Annotated in this window: 16 protein-coding genes and 1 pseudogene; 3 read left to right on the top strand and 14 right to left on the bottom strand. The window is 76.3% G+C overall.

The genetic code is table 11. From position 1 onward, the window contains the following. The first annotated feature begins 29 nt into the window (after window positions 1-29). On the top strand, window positions 30-1,094 hold the full coding sequence (locus tag IF45_RS0123070) for a chitinase (RefSeq protein ID WP_008409472.1): 1,065 nt from the start codon (window positions 30-32) through the stop codon (window positions 1,092-1,094). 79 nt (window positions 1,095-1,173) lie between these two features. Here the strand turns inward: IF45_RS0123070 and IF45_RS0123065 are convergent, their stop codons facing one another. The 8 genes from IF45_RS0123065 to IF45_RS0123030 all read right to left on the bottom strand — a co-directional run bounded on the left by IF45_RS0123065 (window position 1,174) and on the right by IF45_RS0123030 (window position 8,791). Beyond that, window positions 1,174-1,422 (bottom strand): hypothetical protein, encoded by a 249-nt coding sequence (locus IF45_RS0123065; RefSeq protein WP_008409470.1) that lies wholly within the window; start codon window positions 1,420-1,422, stop codon window positions 1,174-1,176. Between the two features lie 30 nt (window positions 1,423-1,452). Next, window positions 1,453-2,253 (bottom strand): class I SAM-dependent methyltransferase, encoded by an 801-nt coding sequence (locus IF45_RS0123060; RefSeq protein WP_015507826.1) that lies wholly within the window; start codon window positions 2,251-2,253, stop codon window positions 1,453-1,455. 217 nt (window positions 2,254-2,470) lie between these two features. Continuing rightward, window positions 2,471-3,784, bottom strand: coding sequence for an Nramp family divalent metal transporter (locus IF45_RS0123055; protein ID WP_003948285.1), 1,314 nt, complete (start codon window positions 3,782-3,784; stop codon window positions 2,471-2,473). Window positions 3,785-3,960: 176 nt separating this feature from the next. Continuing rightward, on the bottom strand, window positions 3,961-5,523 hold the full coding sequence (locus IF45_RS0123050; RefSeq protein ID WP_030309320.1) for an AAA family ATPase: 1,563 nt from the start codon (window positions 5,521-5,523) through the stop codon (window positions 3,961-3,963). Window positions 5,524-5,568: 45 nt separating this feature from the next. Next, window positions 5,569-6,201, bottom strand: coding sequence for a hypothetical protein (locus IF45_RS0123045; RefSeq protein ID WP_030309318.1), 633 nt, complete (start codon window positions 6,199-6,201; stop codon window positions 5,569-5,571). Next, on the bottom strand, window positions 6,198-6,446 hold the full coding sequence (locus IF45_RS0123040) for a hypothetical protein (protein WP_030309316.1): 249 nt from the start codon (window positions 6,444-6,446) through the stop codon (window positions 6,198-6,200). The genes IF45_RS0123045 and IF45_RS0123040 overlap by 4 nt, the downstream gene beginning before the upstream one ends. Further along, window positions 6,443-8,260 (bottom strand): hypothetical protein, encoded by a 1,818-nt coding sequence (locus tag IF45_RS0123035; protein ID WP_030309314.1) that lies wholly within the window; start codon window positions 8,258-8,260, stop codon window positions 6,443-6,445. Before IF45_RS0123035 ends, IF45_RS0123040 begins: the two co-directional genes overlap by 4 nt. Window positions 8,261-8,308: 48 nt before the next feature. After that, window positions 8,309-8,791: a hypothetical protein gene (locus tag IF45_RS0123030; RefSeq protein ID WP_008414847.1), complete on the bottom strand. Its 483-nt coding sequence runs from the start codon at window positions 8,789-8,791 to the stop codon at window positions 8,309-8,311. A 216-nt stretch (window positions 8,792-9,007) separates the two neighbouring features. Here IF45_RS0123030 and IF45_RS0123025 point away from each other — a divergent pair, with 216 nt between their 5' ends. Beyond that, the gene (locus IF45_RS0123025; RefSeq protein ID WP_030309311.1) at window positions 9,008-10,945 is read left to right on the top strand and encodes a caspase family protein; all 1,938 of its coding nucleotides are present in this window, start codon (window positions 9,008-9,010) and stop codon (window positions 10,943-10,945) included. A gap of 12 nt (window positions 10,946-10,957) precedes the next feature. Here IF45_RS0123025 and IF45_RS0123020 read toward each other — a convergent pair whose 3' ends face one another. The 5 genes from IF45_RS0123020 to IF45_RS0123000 form a co-directional block, all read right to left on the bottom strand. Further along, window positions 10,958-15,142: a CHAT domain-containing protein gene (locus IF45_RS0123020; protein WP_030309309.1), complete on the bottom strand. Its 4,185-nt coding sequence runs from the start codon at window positions 15,140-15,142 to the stop codon at window positions 10,958-10,960. A 38-nt stretch (window positions 15,143-15,180) separates the two neighbouring features. Continuing rightward, window positions 15,181-15,834: an RES family NAD+ phosphorylase gene (locus tag IF45_RS0123015; protein ID WP_030309307.1), complete on the bottom strand. Its 654-nt coding sequence runs from the start codon at window positions 15,832-15,834 to the stop codon at window positions 15,181-15,183. Window positions 15,835-15,837: 3 nt separating this feature from the next. Then, entirely contained in the window at window positions 15,838-16,467 is a 630-nt protein-coding gene (locus IF45_RS0123010; RefSeq protein ID WP_030309305.1) for a hypothetical protein, read from the bottom strand. Further along, window positions 16,464-17,633 carry a macro domain-containing protein gene (locus IF45_RS0123005; RefSeq protein WP_030309303.1) on the bottom strand — a complete coding sequence of 390 codons (1,170 nt, stop codon included), beginning with the start codon at window positions 17,631-17,633 and terminating at the stop codon, window positions 16,464-16,466. The genes IF45_RS0123010 and IF45_RS0123005 overlap by 4 nt, the downstream gene beginning before the upstream one ends. 365 nt (window positions 17,634-17,998) lie before the next feature. Continuing rightward, a complete protein-coding gene (locus tag IF45_RS0123000; RefSeq protein WP_030309300.1) occupies window positions 17,999-18,769 on the bottom strand; it encodes a helix-turn-helix domain-containing protein in 771 nt (256 codons plus the stop codon). A gap of 157 nt (window positions 18,770-18,926) precedes the next feature. Here IF45_RS0123000 and IF45_RS0122995 point away from each other — a divergent pair. Then, window positions 18,927-20,401: pseudogene (locus tag IF45_RS0122995) on the top strand (MFS transporter). A 29-nt stretch (window positions 20,402-20,430) separates the two neighbouring features. On the opposite strand, the gene IF45_RS0122990 reads toward IF45_RS0122995, so the two are convergent. Next, a complete protein-coding gene (locus tag IF45_RS0122990) occupies window positions 20,431-24,597 on the bottom strand; it encodes a CHAT domain-containing protein (protein WP_030309294.1) in 4,167 nt (1,388 codons plus the stop codon). Window positions 24,598-24,646: the final 49 nt, after the last annotated feature.

Below are 24,646 nucleotides of genomic sequence, written 5' to 3'. Positions count from 1 at the left end.
GTCCGTGACTCCCCCCACCGGAGGCAGCAGTGGCACGCACCTACCCCCTCCCGCACCCCGGCCGGCGCCCCTCCACGCCCGGCCTCCACCGCAGGGGCCGGCTGACCGCCGCCCTCACCGCGGCCGTCCTCGGCGCCTCCGGGCTCGCCCTCACCGGCCCCGCGACCGCCGCCGAGGCGGCCCCCGCCGCCCAGGCCGCCCCGGCCGCCGTACCGGCCCACGCGGTGACCGGTTACTGGCAGAACTTCAACAACGGCGCGACCGTGCAGACCCTCGCCGACGTGCCGGACGCCTACGACATCATCGCCGTCTCCTTCGCCGACGCCACGGCCAACGCGGGCGAGATCACCTTCACCCTCGACTCGGCCGGGCTCGGCGGCTACACCGACGAGCAGTTCCGCGCCGACCTCGCCGCCAAGCAGGCCGACGGCAAGTCGGTGATCATCTCGGTCGGCGGCGAGAAGGGCGCGGTCGCCGTCAACGACAGCGCCTCCGCCCAGCGCTTCGCCGACAGCACCTACGCGCTGATGGAGGAGTACGGCTTCGACGGCGTCGACATCGACCTGGAGAACGGCCTCAACTCCACCTACATGACCGAGGCCCTCACCAAGCTCCACGAGAAGGCCGGGGACGGGCTGGTCCTCACCATGGCGCCGCAGACCATCGACATGCAGTCGCCCGAGAACGAGTACTTCAAGACGGCGCTGGCCACGAAAGACTTCCTGACCGTCGTCAACATGCAGTACTACAACAGCGGTTCGATGCTCGGCTGCGACGGCCAGGTCTACGCGCAGGGCACCGTCGACTTCCTCACCGCGCTCGCCTGCATCCAGCTGGAGAACGGTCTCGACGCCTCCCAGGTCGGCATCGGCGTCCCCGCCTCCCCGAAGGCGGCCGGCGGCGGCTACGTCGAGCCCTCCGTGGTCAACGACGCGCTGGACTGCCTGACCCGGGGCACCGGTTGTGGCTCGTTCAAGCCGGAGAAGACCTACCCGGCGCTGCGTGGCGCCATGACCTGGTCGACCAACTGGGACGCCGACACCGGCAACGCCTGGTCGAACGTGGTCGGCCCGCACGTCGACGACCTGCCGTAACCCCGGAGCCGGGCACCCGCCCGCTCCCCCGCACCCCGCAGCGCCGCCGCTCCCCCGGCGGCGCTGCGGTGCGTCCGGGTCAGCCGGTCCAGGTGCGGAACCGGGGGCGCGCGGGCCCGCACGCGCCGTCCGACACCGCCTGCTCGTAGGCCTCCTGGTGGGCCACGTACCTCTCGGCCGGCGGAGCGTCGCCGGGCGCGTACCCCCCGGAGAGGACGAGGCAGTCCGGGTGGACCGGCTCGACGGCGTACCAGCCGAGACAGACCAGGGCCAGCCCGCACAGGACCGTGAGCTGGCGGCGCGTGGGGTGGAGCGGGGTACCGGGCACCCGCGCAGGGTACAGAGGGGCGCCCGCCGGTCAGGCCGAGGGCCTGCGGAAGAGGCCGTTCCACAGGAAGGGCACGCCGAAGTACGGGGAGTCCTCCGGCTCCTGGTCCATCCGGCGCAGCTCCACCTCCTCCAGCCCGGAGAAGATCCACCGCAGCTGCCCGGCGGTGTAGCCGAGGCCGCCGCGCAGCCGCTCGGGGTGGCGGTACAGCTCGGCGTCGGGGGCGGAGGTGCCGGAGCCCTCCTCCCCGGCGGCGAAGCAGGTGAGGACGAGGTGGCCGCCGGGGGCGAGCAGGCGGCCGAGGAGGGCGAGGTAGCTGACCCGGCGGTGCGGCGGCAGGTGGTGGAAGCACCCCGAGTCGTGGATCAGGTCGTACGGGCCGGTGAGGCCGGCCGCGTCGGGGGCGAAGGCGTCGCCCAGGTGGAAGCGGATCGCGGCGCCGGCCGCGCGGGCGCGTTCGCGGGCCCAGCCGAGGGCGGCCGGTGACAGGTCGACGGCGTCGACCCGGTACCCCTGGGCGGCCAGGAGCAGGGCGTTGCGGCCGGGCCCGCAGCCCAGGTCGAGGGCGTGGCCGCCGGGCGGGAGCGGGCCCGCCGCGAGGTGGCGGGCGAGGTTGGCGTCGGGCTTGGCCGCGAAGAAGGGGACGGGCCGCTCGCGGTCGGCGTAGAAGCCGTCCCAGTGCGCGCCGGCCGCGGTCGTCCAGCGGTCGACGCCGTCCGTGAACAGCCCGTCCAGCAACCGCAGCACGTCCTCGGCCGTCCGCACCTCGCGCCCTCCCGGCCCGGCCCGGTCCGTGCCGTACGCGCTCTCCGTCGCACCGGTGTCTCCCATCGGGGTCCCCTCTCCTCGCGGTACCGGGAAGGTAGCCCGGGTACCGGTGAATGCCCAGGTCAGAGGGTGTTCGGTGGGGGCGCGTGCGGCCTCTGGACGGCCCGCCCCGGCCGTCACGGCGGCGGGGTCGCGGCCCGGTGCGTACACCCGGCCGCGACCCCGCTCAGGGCCGTCCCGAGGCCCTCCAGGGGCAGCTCCGGGACGGTTTTTCAGGCTCTCAGAAGAGTTCGCGGATCTGCTGGACGCACAGGACCACGAAGAGGAGCCCGGCGGCGGCCAGCATGATGTTGCTGAGCCAGCCGTTGCGCCATTCGCCGGGCGTCCGGCCGGAGTTGAGCAGGGCGATCAGGGTGAAGGCGAGGAAGGGCATGAAGAAGGCGCCGAGCACGCCGTAGACCAGGACCAGGCCGAACGGCTGGTCGAGGAAGAGCAGCGCCATCGGCGGGAAGGTCAGCCACAGCAGGTACGCGCGGAACGGTACGGACTTCTCCCGCTCGCCCGTGGCGACCTCGGCGGCGCCGCCCGCCTCGGCGGTCTCGACGCGGACGGCCTCCTTGCGCAGCCGCTCGACGAAGTCGGCGAACATCAGGCTGACGCCGTGCCAGACGCCGATCAGGGAGGAGAAGGAGGTGGCGAAGAAGCCGACCAGGAAGAGGGTGGCGGTCGCGGAGCCGAACCGCTGCTCCAGGACGTCACCGAGGTCGACGAGGCCCTTGTCGCCGGAGGTCAGCACGATGTTGGTGGAGTGCAGCAGCTCGGCGCCGATGATCAGCATGGCGACGACGAAGATGCCGGTGGTGACGTAGGCGACCCGGTTGTCCAGGCGCATCACCTTCATCCAGGCCGGGGTGGTCCAGCCCTTGGCGTTCACCCAGTAGCCGTAGGCCGCCATGGTGATGGTGCCGCCGACGCCGCCGACGATGCCCAGGGTGTAGAGGAGCGAGCCGTCCGGGAGGGCCGGGACCAGGCCCGCGAAGGTCTTCGGCAGGCTCGGGCCGACGCGGACGGCGACGTAGACGACCACGACGAACATCACGCCGATCATCACGGTCATGGCCTTCTCGAAGACCGCGTACCGGTTGAACCAGACGAAGACCAGCCCGAGGATGCCGGTGATCGCGGCCCACACCTTCAGGCCGGGGCCGTCGGGGAAGAGCGCCACGATCGGCAGGGCCGAGGAGGACATCGCGGTGGCGCCGTAGACGAAGCCCCAGACCACGATGTAGACGGCGAAGTACCAGGTGGTCCACCGGCCCAGGCTGCGCCAGCCCTCGAAGATGGTGCGGCCGGTGGCCAGGTGCCAGCGGCCGGTCGCCTCGGCCAGCGAGATCTTCACCAGGCAGCCGATGACCGCCGCCCACAGCAGCGTGTAGCCGAACTTGCTGCCCGCGATGAGGGTGGCCACCAGGTCGCCCGCGCCGACACCGGTGGCGGCGACCACGATGCCCGGGCCGATGTACTTCCAGCTCGATTTGCGCGGGCCCGGGTCCGCCGCCTGTGGCGCCGTCGCCGCGCCGTCCGTCTCGGTCATCTGCCTGCTCCCCGCTGTCGTGTCCGCACCCGGGGGCGCGGTCGGCGTTCGGTACGCGGAGATCAAGAAACCGTAAAGCCGGGCCCCTCACAAGGGGTGGCGGCACAAGTGGTCCCACCCGACCTGGAATGACAGATTCCACATCGGGTCGAACCCTTTACGGCGATACGCGCGGCTCAGTCGTCGGCGAAGACGATCCGGCGGCGGGCCGGCCGGCGGCCCTCGCCGGTACCGCCGCCCCGCCCGGCGGGCAGGGCGCGTTCGCGGCCCCAGGCACGGATCTCCTCGATCTGCTCGGGGTTGGTCCGGCTGAGCGGCACCGTGTTGGCGAAGGTGTCGCCGACCAGGCCGGGCGGGAGCCGGTCGAGCCCGCCCTGGAGGTGGGCCTCCTCGCCGACCTCGTGCAGGGCCGCCTCGATGTCCGACCCGGCGAAGCCCTCGGAGAGGTCCGCCAGCTGGTCCAGCTCGCGCGGCTCGGCGGCCCGCCCCAGGTAGCGGCGGTGGTAGAGCTGGATGATCTCGCGCCGGTCCTCGGCGTCCGGCAGGTCGACGAAGAAGAGTTCGTTGAACCGGCCCTTGCGCAGCAGTTCCGGCGGCAGGCTGCGGATGTCGTTGGCGGTGGCCACCACGAACGCCCGCGAGGAGGACTCCTGGAGCCAGTAGAGGAACTGGCCGATGATCCGCTGCTGCACGCCGTTGATGTCGTCCTTGCCCGCGAGCCCCTTCTCGATCTCGTCGATCCACAGGACGCAGGGCGCCACCCGGTCGGCCATCGCCAGCGCCTCGCGGAACCGCCCCTCCGACTCGCCGAGGTACTTGCCCTGGATGCTCGCCATGTCCAGCCGGTACAGGGGCAGCCGCCACTCGCTGGCGATCGCCTTGGCCGACAGGGACTTGCCGCACCCCGGCACGCCGACGAGCATGACGCCGCGCGGCGGCCGCAGCCCGGTCCCCCGCAGGTCCTCGTGGAGCAGCTGCTCCTTGCGGCGCAGCCACTTGCGCAGGCTGGTGAGGCCGCCGACGCTGTACTCGCCCTCCCCCAGCGGCACCTTCTCCAGCCCGGTGAGGTCGCTGAAGATGCGGTCCTTGGCGCGGGCCAGCCCCAGCACGTCGTCGGGTTCGATGGCGCCCTTGGCGGCCACGGTCGCCATCAGGTTGACGCACTCGCCCTCGGTGGTGCCGCTCAGGAACTCGGCGGCCCGCCGGGCGTCCTGCTCGGTCCAGGCGATCGGGATGACGTCCCGGTGGTCGGTGAGGAAGCCGGAGATGATCCCGTACCGCTCCTCCTCGTCGGGGAGGTCCAGCTGGAGGGTCATGCCGAGCCGCTGGAGGCCGCTCCAGACCGGGGTGTCGGTGACCAGGACGACGCTGCCCATGTTCTCGTCGGCGAGCCGCGCCAGCTCCGCGAAGTGCCGGGTGTACGCCGAGTCGTCCTCCAGTTCCTCCGGCTCCACGAAGACCACGGTGGCGTTGGTGCGCCCGGCGAACTGCGAGGCGGCGTAGTCCATCGCGCCGGTCAGCGAGCGGTCCTCCAGGACGGCCGCGTTGGTGCGCAGGTCGCGCAGGCCGGTGGCGCGGGTGTAGAGGGTGAACGGCAGGGAGCCGCGCCGGGGGGAGGAGGCGATCTCCCGCAGCAGGCGCAGGGCGCGCTGCTGCTCCATGGTGCGCAGCGCGATCAGCGGGACCCGCGCGGAGACGAAGCTCTCCAGGTGGCCGAGGCTTTCCCGGTAGTTGGGCATCGAGGCGAACCTTCGTGTGACGGGAGGGGCGGAGGGGGGCCGGGCTCAGCCGGGGATGATCCGGCGGCGCGGCGGGCCGTCGGGCGGGGGCGCGCCCCACGGGTCGGGCGGCGGGGCGGGCGGGGCCGGCTCGGCGGACCCGCGGCGCAGCAGGCCGCGCCGGGGGCGTCCGGGCGCGGGGGCGCGCTCCTCGGCGAGGACCGCGGTGAGGGCGTTGTCGCGGAGCTCGCGGCGCATCAGCTCGACGGCGGTGGACGGGACTCCGGAGGCGGCCAGGGAGTCGAGGTTCTCCTCCAGGGCCTGCTGGGTCCGGGTGATCGACTCGTCGACGAGAGCGCCCAGTTCGTCCCGGACGTGCTCGGGCAGGCCGGGGTGGGCGGTGAAGCGGCGCAGATTGCGCAGGCCGGTGCGGGAGTGGGCGAGGGTGCGGCCGAAGGCGCCCGGGCCGGCGCCCGCGCGGTCGGCGGCGGCGGCCGTCAGCGCCGTGGACCAGTGGCCGAACCGGGCCGCCACCGCCTCCTGGAGGTGGACGGCGAGGCGGTGCCAGGTGTCCTCCGCCCAGTCCTCGGGCCGCAGCGCGGGAAGGGCCGCCGGGTCCGGGTCGCCGCCCGCGCCCCACTCCCGCAGGTGGGCGACCCAGGCGCCGTAGGCACCGCCGTCGCCCCAGAAGCCGGTCACGGGCGCGGTCCGCCCCGCCGGACGAGGGGCTCGCCGGGCGGCAGGGGCGCCCAGTCGGGCAGCGAGTCGACGGTCTGCCGGCGCCGGGCGGTGGTGCGTTCCCCGGCGGGCCGGGAGGCGGTACCGGCCCAGGGCAGCGGGGCGCCGGAGGCGGCGGGGGTGGACCAGGGGGCGGCGGGCGGTGCGGCAGGCGGGGTGACCGGCGGGCGCTGGGCGGGCAGTTCGGGGACGGGAGGGGTGGTCACCGGTGGGAGTCCTTTCCGAGTCCGGCCGGGGCGGGAGCGGCCGGGGCGGCGGGCGCGGGGCGGTCCACGACCCGGCCTTCGAAGGGGGAGCCGCCGGGCGCGGCGGCCGACAGGGAGGTGATGAAGGCCCGGCAGTCGGCGTCGACGGCGTCGGCGGCGCGGTAGCTCTCGTACCAGTCGGTGAGTTCGGCCCCGGCGGCGCGCAGTTGCTGGAGGCTGTCGCGTTTGGCCTGGTGCAGGGCCTGCCGGGCGGAGCGGTGGAGGGCCTGGGCCTTGGTGTGCTGCTGCTGGAGGAGCAGGCCGCGGACGAGGGCGAGCAGGCCCGCGGCGACGAGGGCGACCGGCCAGCTGATCTGCCCGACGACGAGCAGGACGGCGAGGACCGAGGCGCCGAGGATCAGCAGGTGGCGCCGGAGCGGGTAGGCGAGCGAGTCGAGGAAGGACTTGGCGTGCTGCTCCCAGTGGGCGTCGAGGGAGTGCTCCATGGCGGGCAGGCCGTCGCTGAACGAGCCGGTCCAGGGCGGGAGGTGGAACATGGTCCCGGCCACCGAGTGGGTGGAGTCGAACCGGGCCTCGACGGCCGGCGGCAGGGCGGCCCGGTAGTCGCGGGTGAAGCCGCCCTGTGCCTCGTCGAGCCACTCCCGGCAGGCGGCGACGGCGAGGCGCCGGGTGGCGGGCGAGGTGCCGATGGTCTCCGGGGCGAGCGCGGAGGCGGACTGCACGGTCAGGTAGTCGAGGGTCTGCTCGAAGGCGGCGGCCCGCGCGTCGTAGGCGCGGCGGGCGGCGTCCATGTCCCCGTCGTGGGCGACGACGGCGTGCTGGAGCTCCAGGTCGCGGCGGAGCGGCAGTTCGTCGGTGTCGTAGGCGCCGACGAGCTGGTCGAGGATGTCGTCGACGGCGTCCTCCAGCCGGGTGGAGGGGCCGGGCTCGCGCTCCGTCACCGCGCGGTAGCGGTCCAGGAGGGCCTGCTGGGCGCGGGCCTTGCCGAGGATCGCGTCGAGCTGCGGCCACTGCGGGGAGAGCTGGGCGAGCCGGGGGTGGTCGGCGCGGGCGGTGGGGGCGGCCAGGGAGTCGATCTCGGCGCGCCACAGGGCGACCTGCCGGTCGCGGGCGGCCGTGTCGTCGAGGAGGGTGCGCTGCCACTGGTCGAGGGTGGTGGCGAGCAGCTCGCGCCCGGCCGGGCCGAAGGCGCCCTGGGCGAGTGCTTCGAGGATGACGGCGAACTCCCGGCCGAGCGCCGCCGGGTCCTGGACGAGCAGGTAGTGGCGCAGCCAGCGGTGCGCGGCCTCCTGGCGGCCCTGCCGGCGCAGCACCAGGGTGAACAGGAGCGAGGTGTGGGCCGGGGAGCGGCGGAACGCCTCGTCGACGGCGCGGGAGCAGAGCGTGGGGTCGTCGGCGGCCCAGGAGGCGAGGGCGACGAGGGCGGGGGCGAGCCAGTAGCGGGGGGTCTGGATCATCAGCTCCTCGCTGACCCCGCGCACGGTCTCCTCGGTGACGAGCCCGGTGTCGAACGCCTGGAGCATGCCGACGGCGGTCCTGCGGACCGTCTTGTGGTGGCCGAACTCGTGGTCCAGGTCGTCCTTGATGACGCCGATCCTGGTCTCCGCCCGCTGGACGACGGAGGCGCGCCCGGCCTGCTGCACGTAGGCGAGGAAGTCGGCGCGGAGCTGCTGGAGTTCGGTCTGTGCCTGCTGCTGGCGGGTGTCGACGCCGGCGACCTGGCCGGAGACCTGGCGCACCTGTTCCCCGAGGTGGGAGACGAGGTTGCCGACCTCCTGGAGTTTGCGGTGCAGGAGGGGGTCCACCTGGTTCATGCGGATGCTCCGATTCGTGAGGCCGCGCGCTGACGGGCGCGCGGTGGTTCAGGGCCGTACGACGGTGCCGTCGGGGCGCACCGGGACGGTCAGGCCGTCGCTGAACACCTCGACGTAGAGGTAGCCGTCGGAGCGGGCCAGCATGCGGGCGCGGTCGAAGGGTTCGGGCATCGCCGTGTGCGGGGCGAAGTGCCGGACGATGACGCCGCTGAGGTTGAGGATGTGGTCGACGTAGGGCGGGCCGAGCAGGCAGCGGGCGACGAGGCCGAGGGGGACGGCGCCGAACTCCTCGGCGTACGCCCCGGCGACGCTCTCGGCGAAGCGCCGCGCGGCCTCCTCGTCGACGGCCTGGTCGAGCCGGGCCACGGTGCCGAGGAGGGCGGCGGACCGGTTCCGGAAGAGGCCGGCGCCGACGGCGAGGGGCCTCCCGGTGGCGGGACCGACGACCCGGCCGGGGGTGCCCTGGACCCGGCCCGGCGCGCGGGCGGGCCCGGGCGCGACGATGCGCCGGGAACGTTCGGTGTGTGCCATGCGGGCCCCCGGGTCCGTGCTGCGAAGAGCGCCCGGGGGTCGGCCGGGCGACAGGAGTCGTAGCGTAATGACGCTCTGTCAAGTACGCACCCGCTTAGGCAACTTCGGAGGCCGGCACGGCGCCGCGACCAGAACTCCACCGGGTGGCGACCGAGCGGCGACCGGTCGGGCCGGGCACGTCACCCGGGGGGGCGGGCCGGTGCCACAATCCCGGTCATGGGAGAGACGTACGCACTGCTCGTCGGCATCGACGCCTACCCGGAGCCCCTGCGGAGCCTGCGCGGCTGCCTGGCCGATGTCGCCGCCGTCGGCGCGATGGTGCGGGCCAGGACCGGCGGCGCCGCGCACCTCACCGAACTGGCCGACGAGAAGGCGACCGTCGACGCGGTCGCCGGCGGACTGCGCCTGCTCGCCGAGCGGGCGGGGCCCGGGGACACGGTGTTCTTCTGGTACTCGGGGCACGGCACCACCTTCGACGCCGAGGGCCCGGCCCTGCTGACCGAACCCTCCGGCCGCAGCCAGGCCCTGGCCTGCCACGACGGGCCGCTCCTGGACCGGCAGCTCGGGACGCTGCTGGACGCCGTCGCCGCCACCGGCGCCCACGTCGCCGCCTGCCTCGACTGCTGCCACTCGGCGGGCGCCACCCGCGAGGGCACGGCCACGGTCCGCTGGACACCGCCCGCGCCGCACTGGCGGGTCCGTACACCGGGCCCCGGCGTACGGGACGCGGCGCCGCTCCCCGAAGGGCGGCGCCGGCACGTGCTGCTGGCCGCCTGCCAGAACCACCAGACGGCCAAGGAGATCGCCCTCGGAACCGGCCACCGGGGCGCCTTCAGCGTCTCGCTGCTCGACGCGGTGGCGGCGGCGCCGGCCTGGAGCACCTACCGGGAGCTGCTGGCGGCGGCCGGGGCGCGGGTCGAGCGGACGGTGCACGACCAGCATCCGGCGCTCTACCCGGCGGAGTTGGACGGCCCGGCCGACACGGCCTTCCTGGGCGAGGCCCCGCGCCGCGGCGCCACCGCGCCCTTCCTGCTCCGCCGGGCCGAGGCGGGCTGGGAGGTCGACTGCGGGGCGGGCCACGGGCTCCCTCAGGGCAGCGGGGCGGCGGTGGCCGGCACCGAGTTCACGACGCTTCCCCGGCCCGGCGCGGCCCCGCTCCCGGGGCTCCGGCTGACCGCCCGCGCCGTCCAGCCGGCCCGCACCCTGGTCGAACCGGCCGGCTGGGTGCCCGACCCCGCGACCGTCCACCCGGTGGCGCTCTCCGCGCTCGCCCTCCCCGCCGCCACGCTCTCCCTCGAAGGCAGCGGGCCGGGCCGGGAGGCGCTGGAACAGGCGGTGCTCCGGTCGGGGCCGGGCGGCGGCCCGACTCCGCTGCTGCGGCTCACCCCCGAGACGGCCCCGCCCGCCGGGCCCGGCCCGCACGTCCGCGCCGTCCTCGACGGCACTTGGGTGCGGCTGCTGCGCCGGGACGGCAGCCCGTTCCTCGGCGCGCCGCTGCCGCTGACGAGCCCGCGCGAGGCGTCGGCGGTGGTGGCCGGGCTGGTGGGGATGGCCCGCTGGCACGGCATCCGCGACCTGGCCGCTCCCCCCTCGCCCTACGACGCGGCCGTCCGGCTGGAGATCGCCCTCTGGGACGAGCCGGACCGGCTCCTGCGCCCGGACCGCACCGGCACGCTGGTCGTGCCGTACACCTGGGGCCCGGAGGGTCCCCGGCCGCCGGTGCTCTCGGTGCGGCTGCGGCACACCGGGGCGGTCCACGCGCCGCTGTGGTGCGCGCTGCTCGACCTCAACGACCGCTACGGCTGCTCCCCGGCCCTCTTCCCCGGCGACCACGTCCACCCCGGCCGCACCGGGCACGCCCTGGGCGGGCAGGCCGTCGTCTTCTCCCTGCCCCCGGGCCGTACGCACCGCTCCGGCGCCTCGGCGACCGACTGGCTGACCCTGCTGGTCGCGCCCCGCGAGCTGAACACCGCGCCGTTCCACCTCACCCCCTGGGAGCCCGGCGGCCGGGCCACCCGCGACCTGCCCGGTCCGCCCGCGGGACCCGCCGACGACGGCGTGCTGCGCCTCGACCCCGCCCACCGCGACCTCGGCGGCGCCGCGCTCGGCGGCTGGAGCTCGCGGACGCTCCGGCTCCACACGTACGTGCCCTGAGCGGGCCGGGGTTCAGCGCCCCAGGTGGGCGAAGGCGGCCCAACCGGTGAGGTCGTCCGGGTCGATCCGGGCGGCCCGCGCGGCCAGGGCGGGCGGCAGCTCGCCGAGGCCCGCCCGGCCGGGGTCGACCAGGACGAGCTGGGCACGGCGCAGCGCGGCGACGGACGGGTCGCCCTCCCGCAGGTGGCGGTGGGTCAGGTACATGAGCACGGAGGTGGCGTCGTCCGGGACCTGCCACAGCGAGCCGAGCACCGTGTGCGCCCCGGCGACGAGGAAGGCGGTGGCGAGGCTGTACGCCTCGTTGTGGCCCCGGCCCGAGACGTGGCTGCGGCAGGCGGCGAGGACCACCAGGCCCAGCCGGGCCCCGGCCGCCTCGGCCGCCTCGGTCAGCTCCTCGGCGGTCAGCCGCCCGCCGGCCAGTTCCAGCCCGGCGCTGTGCCGTTCGGTGGGCGTGACGGTGGCGTGGCAGGCCAGGTGCAGCACCCCCGCGCCGGGCGGCGCCCCGGCCCCGGCGGTCGAGCGGAGCCAGGCCAGCACCTCGGCGGGGGTGCCCGGCCCGTCGGGGGGCGGGGCGGTGCGCCGCCCCAGGTAGCGGCCGTCCGGGTGGAAGGCGCGGTGGACGGCGACGGCCTCCTCGCCCGCGCCCGGCAGGTCGCCGGTGGGGTCGCCGACGACCAGGGCGGGCCCGGTCCCGGTGGCGGGCGCGCGGGCGGCGCTCTCGCAGTAGAGCCGGGCGGAGGCGGCGTAGCTGAACTCGGCCTCCTGGAGGGCGTATCGGCGCCGTCCCTTCCCCGTCCACGCGGCGTGCCAGGGGACGACGCCGAGGGCGCCCATGGGGACGAGGACGAGCCGGGGCGGCCGTCCGGCGGGGGCCAGTTCGGCGAGGAGCGGGCCGACGGCGGTAGGCCAGGCCCAGGCGGCCAGGTCGTCCAGGGTGCGGCGGGGTGCGGGCCCGGGCGGGGGTGTGGCGGCAGGGGCGGGGCCGAGGTCGCGGGCGGCGTGCTGCTGGGCGTCGAGGTGGGCCCGTAGCGGCGGGGCGTCCTCGTTCAGGCGCGGCAGGCGCAGGGTGTGCAGCTCCCCCTTGCGGGTGAGGACGAGGGCGTGGCCGCCCCGCCCCTGGCCGCCCGCCACCAGGTAGACCAGCGCGTCGTGCCCGGCGCGGCGCAGCGCCTCGGCCACGTCGTCGGGCGAGGGCGGTTCGAGGAGCCGGTCCCCGCTGCCGCCGTGGGCCGCGAGGGCGTCGAGCACCCGGCGGCGCAGCGCCGAGGGCACGGACGGGGTCTCCTGCCCGGGTGTGGGGCGCACGGCCGCCTCCCAGTCCGCCACGAGGCCGAGGAGGGCGGGGTCGGGTGCGCCGGGCCCGGCGGTGGCGGCGGCGCGGAGCCGGGCCGGGACGGACCAGGTGGTGACGGCGGCGTGCAGGGCCAGGCCCCGGCAGGCGTCGAGGGCCTTGAACGCCTGCTCGGGGGCGTCGTCGGCGAGGCACCAGCCCGCCACCTCCAGCGCGGCGTCGGTGGTGTCCCGGGCGGCGAGGGTGGTGTGCGCGGTGCCGGACTGGACGAGGGCCCGCCAGGCGTGGCCGCGCAGGGCGGAGAGGCCGGCGCGGCGGGAGAGGGCCAGGTCGTCGGCGGTGGCGGTCCAGGTGCGCAGGGTCCGGCCGTAGGAGAGCGCGGCGTCGGCGTGCAGGCGGTGTTCGGGGCCCTTCGCGCCGGCCAGCACCTCGCCGAGCAGGTCGAGGGCGGCGCGCTGGGCGGTGCGGCGCGCGGGGAGCGGGGTGCCGGTCCGGACGGCGCGCAGGAGGTGGACGGCGGCGAGCCCGAAGGCGTGCTGGAGCCGGTCGTCGCTGCTCTCCTCCACCAGCTCGTACGCCTCCTGGAACAGGGCCTCGACCTCCTCCAGCGGGCCGGCCCCGTCGTCCCGCGCGAGCACGGCGAGGCGGCCGCTCGCGTGCGAGGCGAGGGCCGCCGCCCGTTCGGCGCGCGAGAGCCGGGCCACGGCCTCGCGGACCTCCGCGACGTCCGGCGCCGGGGCGGTGCCGTGCGCGTCGTCGGCGGGGAGTCCGAGGGAGGCGGCGAGGGAGTCGCGCTGGGCGCGGGCCAGGGCGAGCTGGGAGGCCAGCTCGGCGTGGGCGTCGTGGCCGGGCGGGAGCCCGTCGAAGGTCTCCTGGAGGTGGCCGAGGCAGTCGTCGACGGCGGGCAGGTCGCGGTGGCGCAGCGCGAGCGGCAGCCGGACGAGGGCGGTCACCTGGGCGTCCATCAGCTCGCCGAGCACCTCGCCGAGGCCGTGGCCGGGGCGGAGTTCCTCCCAGCCGCGCAGGGCCTCCTCCAGGTCGTCGGTGGTGCGGCTGGCCCCGGCGCGCCGGGCGGTGGCGAGGACCTCCATGACGCCGAGCAGCTTCCCGGTGCCGGGGTCGGCGGCGGCACGGGCCCGCGCCATCCGTTCGAGGATGGCGTCGAGGCCGGGGGCGCCCTGCTCGGAGTGGAGGGCGTTCATGGCCAGCAGCGCCTCCAGCTGGGTGCGCAGCCCCGGGTCGGGCGCGGTGCCGTCGGGCCCGGCGGAGGCCGCCTCGGCGAGCCGGTCGCGCTGCTCCTGGCTGAGGTGGGCGTGGTGCGGGTCGGTGAGGCTGAGCGTCCCCATGAGGACAGCGGCCTGCCGGGACCGTTCGGGGCCCTCGGGCAGCCGCCCCCACTCCTCGACGCGTTCCCCGAGGTCACCGGTGAGCTGCGCGATGTCCGGCAGGCTGCCGGGGTACGGGCCGTCCTGGAGCGTGTCGGAGAAGTCCATCCCGAGCCGGCCCTCCCGGGTGCGGGCCACGATGTCGCCCAGCTCCGCCTGCCAGTCCACCCCGGCGAAGGGGACCAGGTCGGGGTGGTCCGCGGACCACCCGTGGCCGAGGAGCAGTTCGCGGGCGAAGCCGCCGAGCTTGTCGGCGAGCGGGCCCAGCTCGGCGACCTCCTCGCCCCACCGCCCCGACGAGGCCGCGTCGGCGCGCATCCGGCGGGCGGCGAGGAGGATGTCCGTGAGCCGTTCGGGGCGGGGGTCGCGCAGGTAGCGGCTCTGCTGGGTGATGGCCAGCAGGTAGCAGGGGTGGGCGGCGGGCCGGTCCAGGTCCCACCGCCGCAGCGCGTGGCGGAGCAGCCCGCAGGCCCGGTCGAGCCCCGCCTGGTCGGCGCGTTCCTGGGCGCGGTGGTGGAGGAGCCGGCCGAGCAGCTCGGCGGTGGCCGCGCCGAACTCCCCCGCCCTCGGGTCGTCCAGCAGCCCGGTGATCTCCTCCTCGACGGTCCCGGCGAGGCCCCTGTCGCCGACGCCGAGGACCAGTTCGGCGCCGGTCCGGGCGGCCTCGACGCGGGCGGGCCACTGCCACCCCTCCTCCTCGGGGAGGCCCCGGGCCTCGTCGAGGGCGGCGGTCACCTCGGTGCGGGAGCGGCGCAGGGCGTCCGGGTCGCCGTGGAAGTGGGCGAGGACGCGCGGGAAGAGGGCGGAGGCGTAGGCCAGGCGGCGGTTGCGGGGGTGGTCCGGTTGGAGGGACCGGGCGGCGCGGTAGTGGGCCAGGCCCTCCTCGGCGGTCTCCCGGTCGCCGGTCCGCTCGACCCGCAGCAGGGCGACATGGCCGAGCATGTCGCCCAGCTCCGCCTGCTGCTCGTCGCCTTCGAACCCGGGGCGGCCGCGCAGCAGTTCCAGCGCGTCCCGGACCTCGTCGAGCAGGAGCAGGGCGTCCTCCGCGTCGCCCGGCGGCCCGTAACGCTCCAGGAAGCGGTAGCCGCCGTGGCCGAGGACGAAGACGGCCACGGGGATCAGCTCCACGTCGGCCGGGTCGTCGGGGTCGAGCCCGTCCAGCCCGTCGTGGGCGAGGGCCAGGCTGTGGGCGAGAGCGTCCCGGTCGCCCTCACCGTCGGCATGGACCTGGTTCCCGGCGAAGGCGGCGAGGACCCGGTGGCGCGGGAGCGCGTCGACCTCCGCCCCGCCCGGCGAGGCGGCCTCGGTGCCGGGCGGCGGGAAGAGGTGCCGGTACGCCTCCTGGCAGAGCCGGGCCGCCGAGGTGTCCTGCGAGGCGACGTACAGCAGGTACGCGATCCGTCCCGCGTCGGCCCACCGGGCGGGCGCCTGACCGGCCCCGCCCGCACGCGCCTGGGCCACGACCTCCTCGTACGCCGCGTACAGCTCGGCCGGGGACGGAATCTCCAGGGCATCGTTCATGGCCACCTCCGAAGGGCGCGGGCGGGAGCGGGAGCGGGTCAGCGAGGGGCGGACCGCACGTGCAGCCCCTCCAGCCAGGCGTCCAGCCACGCCCCGCCCTCGGCCGTGTCCAGCCGCAGGGAATCGCCCTCCACCGCCAACAGCCCCTCAGGGCAACGGTCGTGGAAGAGGACGACGCACTCCTCGGCCGGGTCACGCTTGGACGGCCAGAGCAGCCCCTGCGCCCACGGCCCGGAGTGCCGCCTGATCCAGTGCGCCCAGTCCCGCGTGTACGGGTAGTCGGGCGCCTCCGCGTGGACCAGCCAGGTGTCCTGGTGCACGGCCCCCAGCTCCTTGGCCGAGGTCAGCGGTACGAGCGAGAGGTCGGCGGTGGTACGCAGCCGGGAGACGGCCCGGTCGCGCAGCGCGGTGCGGGGCAGCAGCCGGGGCCCGCCCGCCGGGTCGAAGGCGAGCGGACGCAGCAGGGTCTCGCCGAGGGCGCCGAGCGGCCCGAGCCCCGCGTACAGGAAGCCGTACTTCTCGCAGCCGGTGCTGTCGAAGCGGCCACCCCCGTAGAGGCAGTGGGCGGGCACGGGGTTGAAGGCGTCCGGGGCGAACTCCGTGCTGTGCACCCGGTGCAGGAGCGTCCCGGCGGGCAGTACGAGGCCGCTCAGCGGGGCGGCGGGCGCGGGCGGAGGCTGGTAACGGGGCACGCGTCAGTACACCTCTGTCAACAGGCGGGCCAGATCCGGCAGTTGGGCCTCGGCTGGCGTTCCCAGGAGCCCGGCGGGAGGTGCGCCGAGCCAGGCGTGGGGCGAGAGCCACCAGTCGGCCGCGCCCCACGGGTCGGCCCCCGCGTCGAGGAGACGGTTGACGGTGAGGACGACCGGCCGGACCGCCCCGTCGGGCGCGAGCTGGAACCGGGGCACCCGGCGTCCGTCCTCGGCCGGCAGCAGAATCAACCCGCTCTCCCCGCCCGCCATTTCACTCGCCGGAACCGAGGGTGCGGCCAGCAGCCGTTCCCGTACGGCGGTCAGGACGGGCCCGGCCATGGGGCTGCCGTCGAGCAGCAGTACGGCCAGGTCGTCCGCGGTGAACCCGGCAACCGTGCCGGAGTCGGCCACCGGGAGGGCCACGGAACGGCCGCCCGCGCCGAACTCCCCGGGCAGCCCGGTGGCGAGGAGCGCCGCCGCCCGTTCGGTGGCGGCCCGGTGTGCGGCGGGGCCGGGCGCCCGGCGGCGGCGGGCCAGTTCCTCGCCGAGCGCGGTACGGTCGGCCGGGGTGAGCCCGGCGCCGATCCGCGCCCAGGCGGCGGCGGCCGCCGCGAGGACCGCGTCCGGGTTCACCGGGAGGCTCCCGGACGCGGGAGGGCCGTCGGGGGCGGGGAGACATGGCCGGTCAGCATGCGTTCGACCAGGTCGGCGTTGTCGTGGTCGCGGACGACCAGGTGCACCGCCCAGCGGGGGTCGCGCGCCGTCTCGGCCTCGACGGCGGCCCACAGAGCGCGCAGGCTCTCCCCCGGCGCGAGGCCGCCCCGCCCGGCACCGAGCAGCGGCAGAGCCACGGAGCGCAGCGGCGGCCGGTGGCGCGGGCGCTCCTCGGCGAGGCGCGCGAAGACCTGGGTGACGGCCCGGGTCACGTCGTCGGGGTGGACGTCGTAGTCGTTGGTCCCCCGTCTCGGTACCGCGACCGCGGCGTGCAGCAGCAGCCGCACCCCCTGGTCGGCGAGGGCGCCCGTGCCGGTGACGGCGACCGTGCCCGGGCGGGCGGCGCGGCCGTCGAGTCCCCGGTCGGCGGTCCACCGGACCAGCTCGTCGTGGACCGGGTCGGCCAGCACGTCCCCCGACGGGCTGAGCCGGGCCGCCGCCTGACGGAGCATCGCCGCCACCGAGGACTTGTACGCGGCGGGCAGGACGAAATGCGTGTTCACCGGGGAGACGACGGCGTCCACGTCCCGCAGCAGACTCACGCAGTGCACGTGCAGCACCACCGCGCGGTGCCGGCCCGCCACCCGGACCCGCAGCGTGCGGTGGCTCGGCGGTACGTCCGTCCGGGCGCCGGTGCGCCGGACGCCGGGGCGCCGCTCGCCGGGCCGGGCGGCGGGCACCGGTAAGGGGGAGCCGGGCGGCTCCTGGGCCGCCCGCAGCACCCCGTCGACGACCTCCCCGAAGATCACCACTTCGTGATGCTTGCGGAACCGCTCCACGCTGACGCCGTACTCCTGGGCGGCGCGGCTCCGCCGGTCGGCCGGGGCCCAGTCACGGGTGCCCGGGGTCAGCCCGAAGGTGTACTCGGCGGCGCTCTGGAGGCTGCCGCCTCCGAGTGCCGAGACCGCCTCGCGGAGCAGCGCCTCGACCGGGTGGCGGCCGCGTGCGGGCGGGCCGCCGCGGGCTTCGGCCAGGGCGGCGAGGGCGGGCAGGCTCAGCTCTCTGAGCCGGAGCAGTCCGGCGCGCCGTACCACCCGCACCTCCTCCATGAGCGTCGCGTGGTCCGCCTGGTCGGTGCGTGACATGGCGGAAGAATGGCACCAGCGCCCAGTCGCTCACAAGCCTGGCTGTGAGCTCTCTGCTTGGTCCCGTTGGGCGTTGGGCTTCTTTCATTCCAGCAGCCTTGCTGGGCGGGGGGTGGGCGCTTCCTGGGTGGCGGCGGGGCTTTCGGGGGCTCGGGCCCGCTGGGATGGCCTCAGGCGCCGGCCGGGCTGTTGGGTGCCGGGCTCCGTCTCGACCGTGCCGGGGGGTCAGTCGCTTCAAGGCGGCCGTGTGTGCAGTTTGCTGCGGGGGCACCCCGACACGACCCCACCCCACGGTCTCGTACGCGGCCGACCGCCGGAGGAGGGAAGAGGCCGTCGCTCCTTGCTCGCTTCTTCGCGGTGGTTGCCTAGGGTGGGGTGTCGCCCTTGAGGTAGCGGCCCGGGGAGGTGCCGACGGTGCGGCGGAAGGCGGCGAGGAAGGCGCTGGGGGTTGCGTAGCCGACGGTGTGCGCGACGCGGGAGACGGGTTGGCCCTCGGCGAGGAGGGGGAGGGCGGCGCGCAGGCGGGCGTGGGTGCGCCAGCGGTCGAAGGTCAAGCCGGTGTCGTGGACGAACAGCCGGGTCAGGGTGCGTCGGCTCACCCCGACGGCGCGTGCGTGCGACTCAAGGCTGCGGGAGTCGGCGGGGTCGGCGAGAAGGGCGTCCGCCACGGCGCGTACGCGGTCGTCGGCGGGAGTCGGTACGTCGATGGGCGTGGCGGGCAAGGGGCGCAGCAGGTCCAGGACGACCGCCTCGGCGCGTAGTCGCGCGTCGTCGGGGAGGTTCTCGTCGCCGAGGTGGACCATCAGGTGGGCCAGCAGCCCGTCGACGCCGACCGGCGTGGGTTCGGGCCAGTTGCGCGCGCATCTGTGGGGTGCGAAGTAGAGGCTGCACAGCACCGCGTCGCGGGTCGCGCCGGTCCGGTGGACCACTCCTGCGGGCAGCCAGAGCGCCCGTGTGCGGGGCAGGACCCAGTAGGCATCGCCGACGGAGACGCCGAGCACCCCGCGCCGCGCCCAGGCCAGCTGGTGCTGCGGGTGGCTGTGCGGGACGAACCACTGCCCGGACTCCAGCCTGAAGTTCCCGACGACGATGGCGCCCACTCCGGCCGGGACGTCCCCCACGACGGCATCGGTCATGGCTCCAGCGTATGTCCCCCATGCGACATGACGTGGCCCTGTAGCGCATCGCGGCCGGCGCGGGCCGTGCATAGCGTCGTTTCATGCCGATCAGTCATCCGCGCCACGGGCGCTGCCGCAGTGTGAACGGGCCACTCGGACGGACGGGGAGCGCGCGGTGAAGACGGTGCCGACCACGAGCACGTACCACCCCGCCGGGCGCCGCGGGCCGGCCCTGGTGGTGCTGTGCTTCGTGCAGTTCATGCTCGTCCTGGACGACAACGTGGTGAGTGTCGCGCTCCCCAGCATCCGCGACGACCTCGGCTTCGGCACCGCGGGGCTCGCCTGGGTCGTCAACGCCTACTTCCTCGCCTTCGGCGGGCTGTTGCTGCTGTTCGGCCGCATGGCCGACCTGCTGGGCCGCAGACGCGTCTTCCTGACCGGCGTGGCGCTGTTCGGTGCGGCGAGCCTCGTCTGCGGGCTCGCGCAGGAGCCCTGGCAGCTGGTGGCCGGGCGTTTCGTGCAGGGCGCGGGAGCGGCCATGGCCAGCCCGGCCGCGCTGGCGCTGATCACCCTTCTGTTCCCCGGTACCGAGGAGCGCGCCAGGGCGTTCGGCGTCTGGGGCGGCGTCGCGGGTCTCGGCGGCACGGCGGGCCTGGTGATCTCCGGCGCTCTGACCGGCCTCGCCTCCTGGCGCTGGATCTTCCTGATCAACCTGCCCGTGGCCCTCGCGGCCGTGGTGCTGCTCCCCCGCCTGGCCCCCGAGAGCCGGGCCGGACACGCGGTACGCCTCGACGTGCCCGGCGCGGTACTGGGCACCGGCGCCCTGGTGTCCCTGGTCTACGGACTGCTCCGGACCGGGGAGTCGGGCTGGTCGGACCCGGCCGCCTTCGGGCCCCTGGGCCTCGCCGTGCTGCTGGCCGTCGTCTTCGTCGCGGTCGAGGTACGCACCGCTGAGCCGCTCGTGCCCCTGTCGTTCCTGGCCTTCCGGTTCCGCGCCGTGGCCAACGGGGCGACCCTGCTGTTCTCCGCCGCCATGTACGCGATGGCCTTCCTGCTGATGGTGCACCTGCAGACCGTGCTGGGCTACGGACCGCTCACGGTCGGCCTCGCCTACCTGCCCTACGGCGCCGGCATCCTGACGGGCATGTGGCTATCCGCCCGTGCGGTGACCAGGCTGGGCGTGCGCCCGGCCCTCGTCCTGTCGTTCCTGATCAGCGCGGCCGGACTGCTGCTGCTGTCCGGTGTGGCGGCGGACGACGCCTACGTCCGGGGCGTGTTGCCCGGCATGCTCGTCACGAGCCTCGGCTGCGGACTGGGTCTGCCCGCGCTGACCGTCGCCGCGCTCACGGGCACCACCGAGGAGAACGCCGGGCTCGGCTCGGCCGTCCTCAGCTCCGTGCAACAGGTCGGCGGCGCCGTGGGGGTGGCGGTGCTGGTCGCTCTGGCCGCGCGCCACAGCGAGGTCGTGGCCGCGCACGCCGGCCTCCGGAGCGCCGTGACGCAGGGCTTCTCACTCGCGCTCACCGTCGCCGCCGCCCTGCTCGCCCTCGGCGCCGTCCTCCTGGCCGCCTTGCCCGGGAGGAGTCACCGACGGGAAGAGGCGCCCGCCGACACCGCAGAACGTCCGGCCGACACGGGAACCGTACGTAGTCACCGCTTCGGCCGGGCCCTGCGGCGGGTCAGTGCCCGAGGTGGGTGAAGGCGGCCCAGTTGCGGGGGTCGCGGCGGTCCACGCGCCGGGCGCGGGCGGCCAGTTCGGGCGGGAGGCCGGGCGGGAGTGCGGGGACGGCGCCGATCATCCAGAGCTGGGCCTGGCGCAGGGCGCGGGCCGGGGGCATGTGGTCCACGCGCAGGTGGTGGTGGATGAGGTACATGAGGACGGAGGTGGCCTCGTCGGGCACCGGCCAGAGCGAGCCGACGACGGAGCGGGCCCCGGCGACGAGGAAGGCGGTGGCGAGGCTGAACGCCTCGTCGTGCCCGCGCCCGGAGACATGGCTGCGGCAGGCCGCGAGGAGGACGAGCCCGAGCCGCCCGGGCACGGCGGCCACGGCGTCGGTGAGTTCCTCGGCGGAGAGCGACCCGCCGCGCAGGAGCAGTTGGGCGGTGCGGTTCCGGTCGGCCCTGACGGTGGCGTGGCAGGCCAGATGGAGCACGCCACCGGCGTCTCCCCCGGGATCACGCAGCCAGGCCAGGAGTTCGGCCGGGGTACCGGTCCCGTCGGGCTCCCCCAGCGCGGACCGGCCGAGGTAGCGGGCACGGGGGTAGAAGGCCCGCCGTACGGCGTCCGCCTCCTGACCGGCGTACGGCAGGTCCCCCGTGGGGTCGCCGACGACGAGCCCGCCGCCGGTGTCCGGCCCGGCGGGGCGCCCGGCCGTCTCGCAGAGCAGGCGCGCCGAGGCGGTGTACGAGAACTCGGCCCGCTCCACCGCGTACCGGCGCCCGCCGGTCTCCTCGCGCCAGGCGGCGTGCCAGGGCACCAGCCCGAGCCGCCCGGCCGGGACGAGGACGAGCCGGGGGACGCGCCCGGCCGGGGCGAAGGCGTCGAGCAGCGGCCCCATTCCCGCGTACCAGGCCCAGTGGCAGAGCCGGTCGAGGAGAGTGCGGGTGTCGGGCCGGGCGGGTCCGGCGGGTCCGAGGTCGCGGGTGTCGGTGGGGGCGCCGGTGGCGTCGGCGTAGGCGCGCAGGACCTCGGCGTCGGCGTCGAGCCGGGGCAGGGGGACGAGGTGGGTCTCGCCTCGGCCGGTGACGACCAGGGCGTGGCCGACGGAGCCGGGTCCGGCGGGGACGAGGTGGACCAGGGCGTCGCGGCCGAGCGCGCGCAGGGCCCGGCCGGTCTCCTCGCGGTTCGGCGGGTCGAGGAGGTGGGCGCCGGGGAGGTCCGCCGCGCCCAGCGCGTCGAAGACCTTGTGGCGCAGGGCGCTGGGGACGCCGGTGCGCCGGTCGGGTTCGGCGTGCGGGCCCGCGGCGGCGGGGCGGGCGGAGGCGGCGGCCGCCTCCCAGGCGTCGGCGAGCGGCGCGTGACCGGCGGCGCGGAGGCGGTCGGGTACGGCGCCGGTGCTGGTGGCGGCGTGCAGGAGCAGGCCGCGTCCGGCGTCCAGGGCGACGGCGGCGTCGTCGAGGGCGCCGTCGGCCAGCGCCCACCAGGCCACGTCCCGGGCGGCCTCGGCGGCGTCCCGGACGACGTCGGCCGCGTCGGTGGTGCCGGTCTGGAGCAGCGCGGCCCAGGCGTGGCCGCGCAGCGCGTCGAGCCCGGCCTCACGGGCGCGTGCCCGGTCGGCGGGGCGGGCGCCGGGGCCTTCGCGCAGGAGGCGGGCGAGGGACATGCCGAGGGAGGGGTGGAGGCGGTGCTGGGGTCCGCCGGCGGCGCGCAGGGCGTCGCTGAGCAGGTCGACGCCGCGCCGGTGGTGGCGGCGGCGTTCGGCGGGGTCGGTGGTCTGGAAGCCGAGGACGGCGTGGGCGTGGGCGAGGGCACCGGCGAAGCGGAGGGCGCGGTCGCCGCCGGGGGCGGAGAGGCGGTGGGCCTCGGCGAGGGCGGCGCGGGCCTCCTCGGCGCGGGCCGGGTCGTCCATGACGGCGGGGTCGAACAGCGCCGTCATGCCGACGGCGCCGAGGGCGGCGGCTCGTTCGGAGACCGACACGTGGACGGTGGGGTCGTGCGGGGTGGCCGGGGCGGACCGTTCGCCGCCGGCCACGGCGGCGCGCATCGCCCGTGCGGACTCCAGCAGTTGGAGCGCCTCCGGGCGGCTGGCGTGGTCCTCGGGGAGAGTGGCGACGAGCGCGGTGAGTTGGTCCAGGTGGCGGTCGGCGGCGGCCTGGTCGCCGTGGAGGCGGAGGTCCTCCTGCACGGCTTCGGCGAGCCGCTGGATCTCGCCGAGGGTCCGGATCCAGGGCTGCATGCCGGGGCCTTCCCGGACGTCCTGCCAGAGGGCGCGGGCGGCCGCGACATCGTCCCTGCTGCCCCGGACCCGGCCCCGGTGGCCCTGGATCTGGAGGCGCAGGTGGTCCAGCTCGGTACGTTCCCGCTCGCCCGCCTCGCCGCGGGCGGTCAACTCGTCCAGGGCGCGGGAGGCCGCGTCCACGTGGTCCATGGCGGCGTCGAGGTCCTGTCCGGCACCGTCCAGGTCGAGCGAGTACAGGGCGAAGGCGAGGACGCCGTGGGCGCGGCGGCGCCAGCGCGGGTCGTCGGGCGACGCGTCCGTCTCGGCCTGGACGCAGGCGGAGAACTCCCGGACGAGTTCCGGGGTGACCCGGGTGCCGGCCGGGTCGACCATGGGGCGCAGGGCGAGGTGGCCCAGGGCGACCTCGGCGCGTCGGCGGCCCGGGGGCAGGGCCCGCCAGCGGGCCAGTTCGCTCTCCATGAGCCGGTCGCCGGGGCCGGTGTCGCTCAGTGTCCGGCTCACGCCGGGAACGAGGTCGGTGAGGGCGGTCGGCGTGCTGAACGGCAGGCTGCCCTCGGTGATCGCGTCACCGAGGCGTCCCAGGATGCCGCCTTCCCCGGACTCCGGGAGAGCGGCGTGATCGGGGTTTTCCGGATCGAACTCCCCCTGAGCGCTGAGCACTTCGCGGCAGAAGGCTCCGGCGACGGCTGCGAACGCCAGGGCACCGGCGTACTCGGGGCCCGCCGCGCCGTCCGCCTCGGCGGCGAGGAGGTGGCGTACGCCGAGGGCCACGTCGTGCAGCCGGGCGGGGGCCTGGTCGCCCTGGTACAGGAAGAACTGGTGGCCGGTGATGAGGGCGGCCGGGGTGAGGGAGGGCCCGTCGCGTTCGGGCTGCCAGCGGCGCAGCGCCCGCCGGAGCACGGCGACGCCCTCGTCCACGGCCGCCGGGTCGGAGCGGCGGCCCCCGGTCTCGGCGAGCACCTGGCCGAAGATGCCGAGCTGGAGCCCGGTGTGGGTCCCGTCCGGGGCTCCGTCGAGGGAGGCCCGGACGTAGGGTTCGGCCGCCTCGGCCTGGGCGGGGTCCTGGGCGACGCCCCAGAGCCTGACGTGCAGTTGGGCCGCGTAGGTGGCCGCGTCGCGGGCCCAGGGCTCGGGCGGGGTGCCGCCCTGGGCCGAGCGGGCGAGGTGCTCCTCGCGGAAGCGGCTCATCTCCTCGGCGGCGGCGCGTAGTTCGCCGGGGTCGGGCGTGGTGCGCAGCAGCGCCCACAGCGCGCGGATCTCGGCGCCGAGGTACGCCGTCCAGTGCCGGTCGGCGGCCTCCCAGCCGGTGTCGAGGGCGGCGCGGTAGTGGGTGAGGGCGCGGTCCCGGGTCTCCTCGGTGGTGTGCAGGGTCAGCCTCAGGCGGTGCAGCCGGCCCTGCCCCAGGTGCCAGCGGTAGCGGTCCCCGGGGTCCTCGGCGAGCAGGGGTCCCACCTCCTCGGCCGTCCGGAGGGCCTCGGCGGTCAGGTCGTCGGGCGAGGCGGCCGGGTCGATCGCGGCGGGAGTCTCCTCCAGCAGGAGGCAGAGGGCGTGCCAGCGCAGCACCCGGCAGGCGCGCAGGAGGCGGCGCGTCTCCTCGTCCTCGGCCGAGTCGGCCCCGGCTGCCTCCAGGGCCGCCCGTCCGGTGTCCAGCAGGTGCCAGGCGGGCGGGAGTTGCGCCACCTCCCCGGCCGCCTCGAAGGCGGCGTACCGCACGACTCCGGCCATCGCGCGCAGGGCGGGGGTGGGCGGGCCGTCGCTCCCGGCGACCGGGGTCCCGTCCTCGTGGAAGCCGTCGCCGAGGGCGCGGAAGGCGTCCCGGGCGGCGTCGAGCCGCTCGGCCGCGCCGCCGCTCAGCACCCAGTCGGCGTACGCGGCCTCGGCGGCGGCCCGCGCCCCCGTCTGCGCGGAGGCGGGGCCCGGTGGCTGCGGGCCGGGTTCGGGCGGCATGGTCGGCTCCCGTCGTGCGGGCAGGTGAAGGCGCCCATGGTCCCCCAAC

Source organism: Streptomyces albidoflavus (genome assembly GCF_000719955.1).
In the GTDB taxonomy this organism is placed as follows: domain Bacteria; phylum Actinomycetota; class Actinomycetes; order Streptomycetales; family Streptomycetaceae; genus Streptomyces; species Streptomyces albidoflavus.
Note: the sequence above shows the minus strand (reverse complement) of the source record. Positions and strands in the feature narration are given on the sequence as shown.